This window comes from Kitasatospora sp. NPDC127067 (genome assembly GCF_042724755.1).
Taxonomy (GTDB): Bacteria; Actinomycetota; Actinomycetes; order Streptomycetales; family Streptomycetaceae; genus Kitasatospora; species Kitasatospora lactacystinica.
Window position 1 is genome coordinate 15,046 of sequence record NZ_JBHXEM010000067.1, and the last position, 14,615, is coordinate 29,660.

Annotated in this window: 13 protein-coding genes; 7 read left to right on the forward strand and 6 right to left on the reverse strand. The window is 72.8% G+C overall.

Annotation, left to right across the window (positions count from 1 at the left end; all coding sequences use genetic code 11):
* The first annotated feature begins 163 nt into the window (after positions 1 to 163).
* A complete protein-coding gene (locus tag ACFWJ4_RS24940) occupies positions 164 to 1,291 on the forward strand; it encodes an alpha/beta hydrolase (RefSeq protein WP_380547121.1) in 1,128 nt (375 codons plus the stop codon).
* A gap of 80 nt (positions 1,292 to 1,371) precedes the next feature.
* Here the strand turns inward: ACFWJ4_RS24940 and ACFWJ4_RS24945 are convergent, their stop codons facing one another.
* Positions 1,372 to 2,961: a PucR family transcriptional regulator gene (locus tag ACFWJ4_RS24945; RefSeq protein ID WP_380547123.1), complete on the reverse strand. Its 1,590-nt coding sequence runs from the start codon at positions 2,959 to 2,961 to the stop codon at positions 1,372 to 1,374.
* A gap of 299 nt (positions 2,962 to 3,260) precedes the next feature.
* Between ACFWJ4_RS24945 and ACFWJ4_RS24950 the strand changes: the two genes are divergently transcribed.
* The 6 genes from ACFWJ4_RS24950 to ACFWJ4_RS24975 all read left to right on the forward strand — a co-directional run bounded on the left by ACFWJ4_RS24950 (position 3,261) and on the right by ACFWJ4_RS24975 (position 10,489).
* Positions 3,261 to 4,148 (forward strand): FAD binding domain-containing protein, encoded by an 888-nt coding sequence (locus tag ACFWJ4_RS24950; protein WP_380547125.1) that lies wholly within the window; start codon positions 3,261 to 3,263, stop codon positions 4,146 to 4,148.
* Complete coding sequence (locus ACFWJ4_RS24955; RefSeq protein WP_380547127.1) at positions 4,145 to 4,633, forward strand: (2Fe-2S)-binding protein; 489 nt, start codon at positions 4,145 to 4,147, stop codon at positions 4,631 to 4,633. Before ACFWJ4_RS24950 ends, ACFWJ4_RS24955 begins: the two co-directional genes overlap by 4 nt.
* Complete coding sequence (pucD, locus tag ACFWJ4_RS24960; protein WP_380547129.1) at positions 4,630 to 7,008, forward strand: xanthine dehydrogenase subunit D; 2,379 nt, start codon at positions 4,630 to 4,632, stop codon at positions 7,006 to 7,008. Before ACFWJ4_RS24955 ends, pucD begins: the two co-directional genes overlap by 4 nt.
* A 249-nt stretch (positions 7,009 to 7,257) precedes the next feature.
* A complete protein-coding gene (locus ACFWJ4_RS24965) occupies positions 7,258 to 8,754 on the forward strand; it encodes an NCS2 family permease (protein ID WP_380547131.1) in 1,497 nt (498 codons plus the stop codon).
* Between the two features lie 135 nt (positions 8,755 to 8,889).
* Entirely contained in the window at positions 8,890 to 10,095 is a 1,206-nt protein-coding gene (locus ACFWJ4_RS24970; protein WP_380547133.1) for an XdhC family protein, read from the forward strand.
* A 100-nt stretch (positions 10,096 to 10,195) separates the two neighbouring features.
* A complete protein-coding gene (locus tag ACFWJ4_RS24975; protein WP_380547134.1) occupies positions 10,196 to 10,489 on the forward strand; it encodes a hypothetical protein in 294 nt (97 codons plus the stop codon).
* Between the two features lie 21 nt (positions 10,490 to 10,510).
* Here the strand turns inward: ACFWJ4_RS24975 and ACFWJ4_RS24980 are convergent, their stop codons facing one another.
* The 5 genes from ACFWJ4_RS24980 to ACFWJ4_RS25000 form a co-directional block, all read right to left on the reverse strand.
* A complete protein-coding gene (locus tag ACFWJ4_RS24980; protein ID WP_359911746.1) occupies positions 10,511 to 11,131 on the reverse strand; it encodes a LysE family translocator in 621 nt (206 codons plus the stop codon).
* A 72-nt stretch (positions 11,132 to 11,203) separates the two neighbouring features.
* Positions 11,204 to 11,620: a PIN domain nuclease gene (locus ACFWJ4_RS24985; protein WP_380547136.1), complete on the reverse strand. Its 417-nt coding sequence runs from the start codon at positions 11,618 to 11,620 to the stop codon at positions 11,204 to 11,206.
* Complete coding sequence (locus tag ACFWJ4_RS24990; RefSeq protein ID WP_359911752.1) at positions 11,617 to 11,811, reverse strand: type II toxin-antitoxin system VapB family antitoxin; 195 nt, start codon at positions 11,809 to 11,811, stop codon at positions 11,617 to 11,619. Before ACFWJ4_RS24990 ends, ACFWJ4_RS24985 begins: the two co-directional genes overlap by 4 nt.
* 95 nt (positions 11,812 to 11,906) lie before the next feature.
* Complete coding sequence (locus tag ACFWJ4_RS24995; protein WP_380547138.1) at positions 11,907 to 13,655, reverse strand: SDR family oxidoreductase; 1,749 nt, start codon at positions 13,653 to 13,655, stop codon at positions 11,907 to 11,909.
* Positions 13,652 to 14,602, reverse strand: coding sequence for a M24 family metallopeptidase (locus tag ACFWJ4_RS25000; protein WP_380547140.1), 951 nt, complete (start codon positions 14,600 to 14,602; stop codon positions 13,652 to 13,654). The genes ACFWJ4_RS24995 and ACFWJ4_RS25000 overlap by 4 nt, the downstream gene beginning before the upstream one ends.
* Positions 14,603 to 14,615: the final 13 nt, after the last annotated feature.

Here is a 14,615-nt window from a genome sequence, read left to right on the forward strand (position 1 = left end):
TAGGCGCCGATCCGAACGGGTTCATCGCGAGAACGTGATGTTCCTCTCAGGTTCCGCACAGATTCGGACGGCAACCGATCATCGGTCCATCACCGTCTGATGCCATTGACGTGCGTTCGGGCGAGTGGGGCCCGGGCGGCGTGCGACCCGATACGAGAACTCGATGGAACTGACAGGTACGCCATTCTTCCTCCTCACCGTCATCCTGGTGCCGGTGTCCATCACAGTGGCGCTGCTGTTCTGGGGGAAGGTCGGCGGCCCGCAGCCGGTGCGCTACCTCACCCGGATCGTCATGATCATGTTCTGCCAGGTCACGGCCGTCCTGATGGTGTTCGTGATGGTCAACAACGCCAACCTGATCTACGGCAACTGGGACGACCTGCTCGGCACCGGGAACCACGTTCGCGCGGTGCCCGTCCTGGCGCCGGTCGACCCGGCCGCCACGGCGGGCCAGGGCGGTGAGGCCGCCAAGGAGCCGCCGAAGGTCAAGCAGAGCTTCGGCGGCGTGAACGACCCGCTCGTCCCGAACGACGTGCAGCGGACCGAGCTCAAGGGCCAGGTGTCCGGGGTCGACGGCGAGGTGCTGGTCTGGCTGCCGCCGCAGTACAACGACCCGGCGTTCAAGGACAAGAAGTTCCCCGTGGTCGAGCTGATCCCGGGCTACCCCGGCTCCTCCTCCACCTGGTACGGCACCCTCAAGGTCTCCGAGCAGCTCAAGCCGCTGATGCAGCAGGGCAAGGTCGCCCCGTTCATCCTGGTCTCGCCCCGCACGAAGCTGCTGAACAACCAGGACGCGGGCTGCACCGACATCCCCGGCAAGATCAACGCCGACGCCTGGGTCACCCGCGACGTCCCGCAGATGGTGCTGGACAACTTCCGGGCGGACCCGTCCGCGGACCGCTGGGCGATCGCCGGCTACTCGGCCGGCGCGCACTGCGCCGCCAAGCTGTCGCTGTCCCACCCCAACCGGTACCGGGCCGCCATCGCGATGTCCGGCTACAACGACCCGGCCCAGGAGCCGGACTCCCTGGTCGGCAAGGACGCCAAGCTGCGCGAGGCCAACAACCCGGTCAACATCCTGAAGACCGCCCCGCAGCCGCCGAAGGTCGCCCTGCTGGTCAGCGGTTCCAAGGGCGACGGCTACGAGGACGGCGAGGCGATCCGCGCCGCCGCCAAGGCCCCGACCACCGTCCAGGTCGAGGAGGGCACCGGCCCGCACACCACCGAGCAGTGGAAGAAGATGGTCCCGGCCGCCTTCCAGTGGCTGACCTCGGTCATCCCGGTCCAGTAGGCCGGCAGCAGCCAACCGTACGGGCAGGGCCCGCCGCGACCGAGGTCGCGGCGGGCCCTGCCGCATGTCCGGGCGCGGCGTCAGGCCAGCTCCAGCGCCAGGTAGAAGTCCACCCGGTCCTCCAGCCGGGAGAGGTCACGCCCCGTCAGCTCCTCGATCCGGCCGATCCGGTACCGCAGGGTGTTCACGTGGACGTGCAGCTGCGCGGCGCAACGGGTCCAGGAACCGTCCGAGCGCAGGAAGGCCTCCAGGGTGCGGACCAGGTCCGCCTGGTGCTCGATGTCGTACGCGATCACCTTGTCCAGCAGCCGGCCGCGGAAGGCGCGGCGCACCTCGTCCGGGACGGCGGCCAGCAGCAGCACGTGCGAGGCGAGCTCCTCGGGGCCCGCGACGCAGACCCGGCCGACCCGGGAGGCGGCGATCCGGCGGGCGTGCCGGGCCTCCTCCAGGGCGCCGCGCAGACCGCCGGCCCCGGAGGCGGGGGCGGAGACCCCGAGGGTGATCCGGCCCTCCGAGCCGAGCCCGGCCTCCAGCGGGGCGAGCAGCTCGCGCAGGGCGTCGGCGGGCACCGGGCCCTCCGGGGCGGGCAGCACCACCACGGCGCCGGTGCCCGTCCCGGCGACCAGGGCACGGTCGGTGGCGCCGAGCGCCTCCTCCAGCACCGCCCGTACGGTGCCCTCCGGCAGGCCGGTGCCCTCCGCACTGAGCACCAGCCAGGAGCCTGCCTGCGCCCGGGACTTGGGATCGGGGATCTCGTAGCCGACGGCCATCGCCGAGGAGGCGTACAGGGTGCGGCTGATCTCGGCCGGGTCGGCGTCGCGGCGCAGCAGGGCGAGCACCTCGTCGGCGAGGCGGCGGCGCAGCCGGCGGCCCTCGTCGCGGCGGTGGCGCTCGGCGGCCACCAGCCGGGCCAGGTTCTCGGCGAGCTGCTGGCGCTTGGCGGTCCACTCGGTGACGTCGCCGGCCACCGCGAGCACCCAGTCCACCAGCGGCGCGTCGTGCTCGGCGGAGACCGGGGCGGGCAGCAGCGAGTAGGAGCCGGCCGCCAGCCGGGCCCGGTGCGGGGGGCGGCGGCGCTGGCGCTGGGCGGCGAGGTGGGCGCGGACCAGCTGGTCGCGGTCCTGGGCGGAGAGCCGTTCGGCGGGGCCGGCGATCACCGCGCCGGTCGGGGTGAGCACCCAGCAGTCCAGGTCGAGGTCGCCGCCGAGCAGGTCCAGCACCGCGTCCAGTCCGCCGCCGCCGGCCGCCGAGACCAGCAGGCGGTGCCGGTCGACCAGGGCGGCGAGGTCGGCCGCGCGGTCCGCGGAGACCTGGCGGCCGATGAACTCGGTGACGGTGCCGAAGGCGATGTCGTCGGGGACGGCGAGCAGCGGCATCCGGTGCCGCCGGCAGGCCTCGACCAGGTCCTCGGGCACCGGGCCGACCTCGGCCTCGCCGGCCGCCAGGGCCACCGCGCCGCCGGCCGCCAGGGTGCGGACGAAACGCTCGGAGTCGGCCGGGACGGTGCGCCAGAGCATGCCGGTGAGCACCAGTTCGCCGCCGTGCAGGTAGCGGCCCGGGTCCTGGAGGTCCGTCGTCATCACGCCGCTGACCTGCCGGTCCAGCTCTTCCTCGGCCGCGAGCAGGCGCAGTCGCGGGGCGCCGGGGGCGAGCAGGTCACGGACGCGCATCCGCGGACTCCTTAACGGGGCTTGGGGGGAGGGGTGAAGGGGTAACGATAGGGCCTGACCGAGCGGGCGTGCGCGCGGGTCCGTAGCCCGCGCATCCCGGCCGGACTACGGTCGTAGGTAGCACCCGGCGAACACCCGGGCTGCGAGATTCCCCTCCTTAGAGGAACGTACAGGATGCCGGGCGGGCTCACAGCCGGGGCTTCATGCCATCGGTGACTGCCAGTGGGCCGCGTCACAGCGGTTCACTGGGCGACACGCCGCCGGACACCCGGCGGGCGAAGACTTGAGGAGACACCCGCATGGAGTTCCTTCGGCCCGCCACCTGGGACGAGGCACTCGCGGCGAAGGCCGAGTACCCGACCGCGCTGCCCCTTTCGGGCGGCACGGACGTCATGGTCGAGCTGAACTTCGACGTGCACCGGCCATCCGCGATTCTCGACCTGAACCGCATCACCGAGCTCACCGAATGGTCGAACGACGACGGCGTCGTGCGGCTCGGCGCCGCGGTCCCGTACGCCCGGATCATCGCGGAGCTGTCCGGTCCGCTGCCCGGGCTGGCGCTGGCGGCCCGCACCGTCGGATCCCCCCAGATCCGCAACCGCGGCAGCGTCGGCGGCAACCTCGGCGCGGCCTCCCCGGCCGGCGACGCGCACCCGGCGCTGCTGGCGGCCGGACGGGACGTGTTCGTCGAGGCGGCCTCGGTGCGCGGCACCCGGCTGATCCCGATCGACGACTTCTACGTCGGAGTGAAGCGCAACTGCCTGGAGGCCGACGAGCTGATCCGGGCCGTTCGAATCCCGGTGGCGGACGGGCCGCAGCAGTTCTCGAAGATCGGCACCCGCAACGCCATGGTGATCGCGGTCTGCGCGTTCGGCTTCGCCCTGCACCCGAAGAACGGAACCGTCGGCACCGGCATCGGTTCGGCCGCCCCCACGCCGCGCCGCGCCGTCGAGGCCGAGGAGTACCTCCGGGGCGTGCTCGCCGAGCGCGGCCTGTGGGAGTCCGGGGAACTGCTGGGCACCGAGGTGGTCCAGCGCTTCGGCGAGCTGGTCAAGGCCGCGGCCTCGCCGATCGACGACGTGCGGGGCACCGCCGACTACCGCCGGCACGCGCTCGCCGTGATGGCCCGCCGCACCCTCACCTGGACCTGGAACGACTACGGCAAGCAGATCAGGAGCGCGGCATGAGGGTCACTTTCACCGCCAACGGCAAGCCGGTCGAGGCCGACGACGTGTGGGAGGGCGAGAGCCTGCTGTACGTGCTGCGCGAGCGGGTCGGCCTGCCGGGCTCGAAGAACGCCTGCGAGCAGGGCGAGTGCGGCTCCTGCACGGTCTACCTGGACGGCGTCCCGGTCTGCTCCTGCCTGGTCGCGGCCGGCCAGGTGCAGGACCGCGAGGTGCGCACGGTCGAGGGCCTGGGCGCGGAGGACGGTGAACTGGGCCTGGTCCAGCAGGCGTTCGTCGACGCCGGCGCCGTCCAGTGCGGCTTCTGCACCCCCGGGCTGCTGGTGCAGACCGACGCGCTGCTGGCCGCCGATCCGCAGCCGAGCGACGACGACATCCGCGAGGCGCTGTCCGGCAACCTGTGCCGCTGCACCGGCTACGAGAAGATCATGGACGCGGTGCGGCTGGCCTCGGCCCGCACCTGCGCGGGAGCGGGGGCCTCGGAATGAGCGGGCGGACGGTCCAGCGGACGATCCAGGGACAGAAGAACCTCCAGAACATCAACCAGGCCTCCAAGGACGGCATCGGCGGCTCCCCGCTGCGCCCGGACGGCAACCTGAAGGTCCGGGGCGAGTTCGCCTACTCCTCCGACCTGTGGCACGAGGACATGCTCTGGGGCACGGCGCTGCGCTCGCCGCACCCCCGGGCGAACATCCTCTCGGTGGACATCTCCGAGGCGCTCAAGGTGCCCGGGGTGTACGCGGTGCTGACGCACGAGGACATCCCCGGCTCGAAGTACTACGGCCTGGAGATCCAGGACCAGCCGGCCCTGGCCATCGACCGGATCCGGTACCACGGCGAGGCGATCGCCCTGGTCGCCGCCGACCACCCGGAGACGGCCCGCCGCGCGGTGAAGAGGATCGCCGTCGAGTACGAGGTGCTCACCCCGATCGTCACCGAGGAGCAGTGCCTCGACCCGGAGACCCACGGGTACGTGCACGAGCCGCACGAGTACAAGTCCCATGCGTACGGCAACATCTGCCACGAGCAGCGGCTGGTCTCCGGCCGCGGCGTGACCGACGAGGTGCGGGCGCTGGCGGACGTGATCGTCAGCGGCGACTACGAGGTCGGCATGCAGGACCAGGCCTTCCTCGGCCCGGAGTCCGGCCTCGCCGTGCCCGCCGAGGACGGCGGCATCGACCTCTACGTCGCCACCCAGTGGCTGCACGTCGACCGCCAGCAGATGGCCCCGGTGCTCGACCTCCCGGAGGAGAAGGTCCGGCTCACGCTGGCCGGCGTCGGCGGCGCGTTCGGCGGCCGCGAGGACCTGTCGATGCAGATCCACGCCTGTCTGCTGGCCCAGCACACCGGCAAGCCGGTCAAGATCGTCTACTCGCGGGACGAGTCCTTCTTCGGCCACGTCCACCGCCACCCGGCGCGGATGCACTACGAGCACGGCGCCACCCGGGACGGCAGGCTGGTCTTCGCCGACTGCCGGATCGTGCTGGACGGCGGCGCCTACGCCTCCGCCTCCCCCGCCGTGGTCGGCAACGCGGCCTCGCTCGGGCACGGCCCGTACGTCATCCCCAACGTGCGGATGCACGCCATCGCCCTGTACAGCAACAACCCGTCCTGCGGGGCGATGCGCGGCTTCGGCGCGGTGCAGGCGGCGTTCGGCTACGAGTCGCAGATGGACAAGCTGGCCGTCGAACTGGGCATGGACCCGGTGGAGTTGCGGCAGCTCAACGCCGTCTCGCAGGGCGACTTCATGCCCACCGGGCAGGAGATCGACGCGCCCGCGCCGGTGGCCGAACTGCTCCGGCGGGCCAAGGAGATGCCGCTGCCGCCGCCGCTGGACACCGAGCACCCGGACATCCGCCGGCTGCCCGGCGCCCTGTCCAACACCTCGCACGGCGAGGGGATCGTGCGCGGCGTCGGCTACTCGGTCGGCATCAAGAACGTCGGCTTCTCCGAGGGCTTCGACGACTACTCCACCGCCCGGGTGCGGCTGGAGGTGATCGGCGGCGAGCCGGTCGCCATGGTGCACACCGCGATGGCCGAGGTCGGCCAGGGCGGCGTCACCGTGCACGCCCAGATCGCCCGCACCGAGCTGGGCGTCGAGCAGGTCACCATCCACCCGGCCAACACCGAGGTGGGGTCGGCCGGTTCGACCTCCGCCTCGCGCCAGACGTACATGACGGGCGGCGCGGTGAAGCTGGCCGCCGAGGCGGTGCGCCGGGAACTGTTCGACCGGGGACGCCGGCGCTACGGCTGGACCCACGACGACCTGGTGCTGACCGGCGGCAAGGTGGTCTCGGCCGGGGCCGGCACACTGGTCTCCATCGTCGACCTGCTCGGCGACGACGTCATCGAGCAGACCCGCGAGCACCACCACCGGCCCACCCAGCCCTTCGACAAGGAGACCGGCCAGGGCTTCGGCCACGTCCAGTACACCTTCTGCGCCAACCGCGCGGTGGTGGACGTGGACGTGGAACTGGGCCTGGTCAAGGTGGTCGAGCTCACCGCCGTCCAGGACGTCGGCAAGGCGCTCAACCCGCTCTCCGTGGTCGGCCAGATCCAGGGCGGCTGCACCCAGGCGCTGGGCCTCGCGGTGATGGAGGAGATCATCGTGCGGGACGGCAAGGTGCGCAACGCCTCCTTCACCGACTACCTGATCCCCACCATCCTGGACACCCCGCCGATCCCGGTGGAGATGCTCGAACTGCCCGACCCCAACGCGCCGTACGGGCTGCGCGGGGTCGGCGAGGCGCCGACCGTCTCCGCGACGCCGTCCATCGTGGCCGCCATCCGCAACGCCACCGGGCTGGCGCTCAACCGGATCCCGGTCCGGCCGGAGCACCTGACCACCGAACAGCCCGGCTGAGGCCAGGCCCCGGGGCGGTGACCGTCATCCCCGCCGTCCCGGGGCCCCGGGGGCACCCCCACACCCGCTGCCCTGCCCACGCCGGGGTCCGCAGCGGTGCGCACCAGCACCACCCCCGCCCGCACCGCCCGCACTCCACCCTTCCCGCGAGTGCCCCCCGTGAGTCGATACGTCCCCCTGTGCCGCCTCGTTGACCGGCAGTCAGGTCGGCTCGCCCACCCCAACCCCCTGTGACACTTGGGAGTGGACATGACCAGGATCCCCACGGAACCCGGCACCACCGAAGACAGACCCGCCGACGGCGGACCCGCCGCGGACGGCCCCCACCCGTCGTCCCCGGCACCGCGCCCCACCGGCGCGCTGGACGCCTACTTCAAGATCTCGGCCCGCGGATCGACCCTCGCCAACGAACTGCGCGGTGGACTCACCACCTTCATGGCGATGGCCTACATCATCCTCCTCAACCCGCTCGTCCTGAGCGGCGCGGACGCCACCGGCGTCACGCTGGACCACGCCGCGCTGACCACCGCCACCGCACTGGCCGCCGCCGTCACCACCGTCCTGATGGGCCTGGTCGGCAACGTCCCGCTCGCCCTCGCCGCGGGCCTGTCCGTCTCCGGCGCGGTCTCCGCGCTGGTCGTCCCGCACACCACCTGGGCCCAGGCCATGGGCCTGTGCGTGATCTACGGTCTGCTGATCGTGCTGCTGGTCGTCTCCGGGCTGCGCGAGAGGATCATGAACGGCATCCCGCTGCCGCTCAAGCACGCCATCACCATCGGCATCGGCCTGTTCGTCACCGTGATCGGCCTCTACAAGGCCGGGTTCATGCACACCGGCGGCCCCACCCCGCTCTCGCTCGGCCCCACCGGCGAGCTGGCCGGCTGGCCGGTGCTCGTCTTCTGCGTCACCCTGCTGGCGATCTTCGTGCTGATGGCGCGCGGCGTCCGCGGCGCGATCCTGATCGGCGTCGCCGGCGGCACCGTGCTCGCGATGATCGTCAACCGGGCCGCGCACGTACCGGCCGAGGCCTGGAAGAACTCGGTGCCGGTCTGGCCCGGCAGCCCGGTCTCGGCACCCGACTTCGGCCTGTTCGGCCACGTCGACCTGTTCGGCGCCTTCGGCGGTCACGGCATGGGCGCCATCAGCGCCTCGGTCGCGGTGTTCACCCTGGTGCTGGCCGGCTTCTTCGACGCGATGGCCACCATCATCGGCGTCGGCACCGAGGCCGGACTGGCCGACCGGCAGGGCCGGATGCCCGGGCTGTCCAAGGCGCTGTTCATCGACGGCGCGGGCGGCGCGGTCGGCGGCCTGGCGGGCGCCTCCGGGCAGACCGTCTTCGTCGAGTCCGCCACCGGCGTCGGCGACGGCGCCCGCACCGGACTCGCCTCCACCGTCACCGGCGCCCTGTTCGCGCTGATGCTGTTCTTCTCGCCGATCGCCGGGATCGTCCCGGTCGAGGTGGCCTCGGCCGCCCTGGTCGTGATCGGCTCGATGATGATGAGCCAGGCCCGGCACATCGACTGGTCCGACCGCGAGGTGGCGATCCCGGCCTTCCTCACCTGCGTGCTGATGCCGTTCACGTACAGCATCACCGCGGGCGTCGCGGCCGGCGTCATCTCGTACACCGTCATCAAGGCCGGGCTGGGGCGGTGGCGCGAGCCCGGGCCGCTGATGTGGATCCTCACCGCGGTGTTCGTGGTGTACTTCGCGATCACCCCGGTCAAGTCCTGGCTGGGCGTGCACTAGCCGGCCGCATCCCGCCGCTGCTCGGGCGCCCACCGCCTTGGGCACCACCGCCTTTGGGCACCACCGCCGCCGTCCGGGATCGTTTCCCGTACGGCGGCGTCTCCCGCTACTGTCGAAACCGTGTAAGGAGCCCCCATGCAGGACATCGCCGAGCAGTTGCGGGCCTGGCACGCGGCCGGCCGCTCCTTCGCCGTGGCCACCGTCGTCGGCGTCTCCGGCAGCGCACCGCGCGACCCCGGGGCGGCGCTGGCCGTGGACGCGGACGGCGAGGCGGTCGGCAGCGTCTCCGGCGGATGCGTCGAGGGCGCGGTGTACGAGCTGTGCCAGGCCGCGATCGCGAGCGGCGAGCCGGTGCTGGAACGCTTCGGGTACAGCGACGAGGACGCCTTCGCGGTGGGTCTGACCTGCGGCGGCGCCCTGGACGTGTTCGTCCAGCCGGTGGTGCTGGGGGCCGACGCCGGGCTGGACGCCGGGATCGCCCGCATCGCGGCCGGCACCCCGGTGGCGCTGGTCCGGGTGATCGCCGGGCCGGGCGGCCTGGTCGGGGCCGTGCTGGCGGTCACCGCCGACGACGTCACCGGCGCGCTCTCCCCGACGCCCTCCACGGTCGGCGGGCTGGAGCGGGCGATCGTCGCCCGGGCCCGGGCGATGCTGGAGGCCGGGCGCACCGACCGGCTCGTGCTCGGCCTCGACGGACGCCCCTGCGACGAACACGGGCGGGGCACCGTCACCTGCTTCGTCGAGTCGTACGTACCGGCGCCGCGGATGCTGGTGTTCGGGGCGATCGACTTCGCGGCCGCGGTCGTGCGGATCGGCAAGTTCCTCGGCTACCACGTGACCGTCTGCGACGCCCGGCCGGTCTTCGCCACCGCCCGTCGCTTCCCCGACGCCGACGAGGTGGTGGTCGACTGGCCGCACCGCTACCTCGACTCCCAGCTCGGCCGGATCGACGGACGCACCGTGCTCTGCGTCCTCACCCACGACGCCAAGTTCGACATCCCGCTGCTGGAGCGCGCCCTGCGACTGCCGGTCGGCTACGTCGGCGCGATGGGCTCGCGCCGCACCCACCGGGACCGCGTGGCCAAGCTGCGCGAGACCGGCATCACCGAGGCCGAACTCGCCCGGCTGCGCTCCCCGATCGGCCTCGACCTCGGCTCGCGCACCCCGGAGGAGACGGCCGTCTCGGTCGCCGCCGAGATCGTCGCCCACCGGCGCGGCGGCAGCTGCCTGCCGCTGAGCGCCTCGGACGGGCCGATCCACCACGACCTGTCGCGAACGGGAACGGAGGGTGACGAGGGTCGCGCGGCCGACGGCCCGGCACCCCGCCCCCACGCGGCCTGAACCGGGAGCGGCTCCGGTACCACTCACGTTGCGTGGCCACCGGCACGGCGGGAGGCTGGAGTTGCGGACTCACCCCGAGCCCGGGGAAGGAGCAGGGATCATGCGTGCCCTGCTGGAGGTCGAACTCGACACCGCGACCTCGAACAAGCTCATCACCGATGGAACGATCGGCGAGGGAATCCAGCAGACCCTCGCCCAACTCAAGCCGGAGGCGGCCTACTTCCTCAGCCGCAACGGGCACCGGGCCATGATCTTCGTCGTCGACATCGCGGACGAGGCCTCGATCCCGTCCCTCGCCGAGCCGTTCTGGCTGCAGCTCAACGCCACCGTCGACATCCGCCCCTGCATGAACGCCGACGAACTCATGGAGGGACTCAAGCGGCTCGGCGGCTGAGCGGCAGGGCACGGACGGAGGTCAGTCGCTCAGCGCCAGCTTCACGCCGAAGCCCACCACGACCGCGCCGGTCACCCGGTCCATCAGCCGCCGGGCGGCCGGGCGGCGCAGCCAGCCGCGCAGCACCTGGGCGAAGCCCACCAGGACCGTCGACCAGAGCAGGCCCTCCACGACGTGCACGCAGGTCAGCGCCACACCCGCGGCGAAGTGCGGGGCCCCGGCCGGGATGAACTGCGGCAGCACGGCCACGTAGAAGACCCCGACCTTGGGGTTCAGCAGGTTGGTCAGCGTGCCGCGCCGCCAGCCGTGCGCGAACCCGCCGTCCTCCGGCTCCTCCTCGGCCGCCGCCTCGCCGCCCCGGTTGCGCAGCATCCCGATGCCCATCCACACCAGGTACGCCGCGCCCGCCCAGCGCAGGATCTCGTACCCGACCTGCGAGGCGGTCAGCAGCGCCGTCACCCCGGCCGAGGTCAGCGTCCCCCAGAGCAGCGTCCCGGTCTGGATCCCCAGCACGACCCCCCACGCCTGCCGGCGCCGCCCCAGGGCGGAGGTCCGCAGGATCAGCGCGGTGTCGAGACCGGGGGTGAGGGTGAGCAGCCCCACGACGAGGGCGAAGGACCACAGAGCCGTTGTCATCTCCATGGACCTCGATGCTCTCACAGCCCCGGCCGGCCGCCGCCCGCCGGGGCGGGGGCCACCTGGCCGCCCGATCCGTCAGTCCGCCGACCCCGGAGGCACGACCCACTCGGTGGGCTGGCCGGTGACGGCGGCGATCATGTCGAAGTCACCGTCGTAGTGGAGCACCGTGGCCCCGTGACGCTCGGCGGTGGCCGCGACGACGAGGTCCGGCACCGACAGCGCCCGCCAGTTGCCCGACGAGGTCAGGAGGGCCTGCACCTCGATGGCCCGGTCCCACACCTCGTCGGGCGTGGGCAACCGGTCGAAGCCGCTCAGGCCCTCCCGGATCCGAAGGGCGTCGGCCTTGGAACGGGCGCTGTGCATGATCTCCAGTTCGACAGCGCCGCAGATGGCGACGAGCCCTCTGACGGTCCTCGGCCTGAGGACCGACCTGACGGTCGGCTTGGAGAAGCGAGCGAAAGCCGACTTGTCGATCAGGAAGCGCTCACTCATCCCTTTTCCACCGGTCCGGTGAGGTCAGGCAGTCCGCCCTCGGCGAGCCAGTCCATGAAGGTCTCACGCTTGCGGCGCTTCACGAGATCTTCAAGGGCGGCGTTGACGGTGGCCACCTTGGTCGTCGTACCAAGGATCTCGGCAGCCTCGGCCAGCAGTTGGTCGTTGACGTCTATCACGGTACGGGCCATGGTCGGCCTCCCGAGCGGAGCGGGCCTGCGATATCAATATCGACGACACTTGATATCGCAGGCCCATATGCCCTGATCAGCCGATGTTCACCCGGTCAGGTGATGTTGAGGCGGGCGGCGAGGCGCAGCAGGCCGGGGCTGAGGCGGGAGAGGAAACGGGCGGCCTTGGCCTCCGGGGTGACGGGGACGACGGGCCTGCCGGTGCGGACGGCGGTGAGGATGGCGCTCGCGACCTTCTCCGGGGGGAAGCCGCGGCGGGCGTAGAGCTTCGCGGCGCGGGCCTGCTTGGCGGCCTGCTCGGTGGAGGTGGTCGCGGAGAAGGTGGAGGTGCGGGTGATGTTGGTGTTGACGATGCCCGGGCAGATGGTGGAGACGCCGATGCCGTGGCCGACGAACTCGGCGCGCAGGCAGTCGGAGAGCATGAACACCGCGGCCTTGCTGGTGGCGTAGGCGGTGAGCGCCTTGGACGGCAGGTAGGCGGCGGCCGAGGAGACGTTGACGATGTGGCCGCCCTGGCCGCGGTCGGCCATCAGGGTACCGAAGGCGCGGCACCCGTGGATCACGCCCCAGAGGTTGACGTCCAGGACCCGCTGCCACTCCTTCTCGGTGGTCTGCAGGAACGTCCCGGAGTGGCCGATGCCGGCGTTGTTGACCACGACGTCGGGCACCCCGTGCTCGGCGGCGACGGTCTGCGCGAAGGCGTCCATCGCGGCGCCGTCGGAGACGTCCACCCGGTAGGCGTGCGCCTTCGGGCCGATCAGCGAGGCGAGTTCGGCGGTGCGCTCGGCGGCCGCGAGGTCGAGGTCGCAGACCACCACCCGGGCGCCGTCCTCGGCGAAGGCGAGCGCGGTGGCCCGGCCGATGCCGCTGCCGCCGCCGGTCACCACGACCAGCCGGCCGTCGTCCCCGGCCGGTCGGGCCTGCCCCGCGTCGATGCGGGCGGTGAACTCGCGGACCATCCCGGCCACGACGGCTCCCTTCTCCAGCAGCGCCGACCAGTGGCCGGCGTGCAGCGTCCTGCGGGTCAGTTCGGGCACCCAGCGCTCCAGCCCCTCGGAGAGGTAGGTGCCGACGTACCGGTCCCGGGTGAGGGTGATCAGCTGGACCGGCACCTCGGTCGGCCGATCGCGCGGACTGCCCAGGGTGGGACGGAAGTTGGCCCGGTACAGCTCGATGCCGCGGACCGCGTCGCGGCGCAGGGTGGGCTGCGGGTGGTCGGCGCGCGGGGTGACGTGCTCCAGGTCGCGCAGCACCCGCGGCCAGGCCCGGGCCAGGCCGAGCCGCCAGACGCCGGGGGCGAGGTAGGGCAGGTGGAAGGCGGTGATGTACCAGGAGTGCAGGCCCTGGTGCAGCAGTTGCCCGAGGTGGCGGGGGGTGGGGCGGCGCACCCGGTGGCGCAGCCAGTGGCCCATGTGGTCCAGGCTGGGGCCGGACAGGGTGGTGTACGAGGCGATCCGGCGCCCGGCGCCGGGTTCGGTGACGGCCTCCCAGGACTGGATCGAGCCCCAGTCGTGGGCGACCAGGTGCACCGGGCGGTCCGGGCTGACGGCGTCGGCGACGGCGAACAGGTCCTCGGCGAGGTGCTCCAGGCGGTAGCCGGACCGGTCGGCGGGGGCGGCGGACTCCCCGGCGCCGCGCACGTCGTAGCGGACCACGTGGTGGTCGCGGGCGAGGTCGGCGGCGATGTCGTCCCAGACGGCGTGGGTGTCGGGGTAGCCGTGCACGAGCAGGACGGTGGGGGCGTCCGGGTCGCCCTGCTCGAAGACGGCGAGCGGGAGGCCGCCGGAGCGGACGGTCCGGCGGCGGACCGGGGGCTGCGCCGGACGCTTCGTCGGGCTCGTCATCGGGTGGCCTCCAGGGTGGTCGGGGCGGCGGCGGTCGGGGCGGCCGTGGTCGGCTCGGCGGCGGTCGGGACGGCCGCCTGTTCGGTGACGGCCTGCCCGGTGGCAGTCTGCCCGGTCCCGGCGGTCCAGCGGCGGACGTGCGGCAGGTCGTCGTCGAGCCAGTAGGCGTCGTCCTCGGTGACGACCAGCAGTTCCTCGAACTTGATGCCCACGCCCCGGAAGCCGATGTGCGGCTCCACCGCCCACAGGCCCGGGGTGGGCGCGTGCCGGGACGACCGGCCGTCCGCCCAGAGCGGTGAACGGCCGTGCAGCCGCTCGGAGATCAGCTCGCGGCCGAGGGTCTGGAGGGTGCGCACGCCGAAGCCGAGGACGTTCACCCCGGCCGGGCCGCGCGCGGTGTTGCGGGTGACCTGGTGGCCGATCACCCGGCCCGGGTAGACCTGGTGGCGGTTGTCGTAGCCGTGCGCGGCGATCTGGGCGTCCACCGCCGCGTACACCTCGGCGAGCGGCCTGCGGGCCCGCACCTCGTCGAGGATCAGCTTCCGGTACACCTTCAGGTCGGCGGCCAGGCGGTCCCAGACCCGGTTCTCGCCGACCTTGCCGCCGTAGCCGATGTCGGCGGTGTAGCCGTCCACCACGGGCGCGCAGTCCAGCACGTACGGCATGCCCTCCTCCAGGCGGCGGTTGCCGGCGAAGAACTGCAGCGGGGTGTGGAAGTGCCGGAACGCCGTCCGGTCGCCGAACCAGGCGAAGGGGACGTGGAAGAAGTCCTGCACCCCGGCGGCGACCAGGCGGCGGCGCAGCTCCGCGGTGGCCTGCCGCTCGGTGACGCCGGGCTCGATCCAGGCGGCGACCTGTTCGGCGCAGGCGTAGGCGAGTTGCTGGGTCTCGCGGAAGCGGGCGAGGTCGCGCTCGGTGTAGCGGAAGGCGGGGGTCGCTTTCGCCATGGAGGTGCTCCTT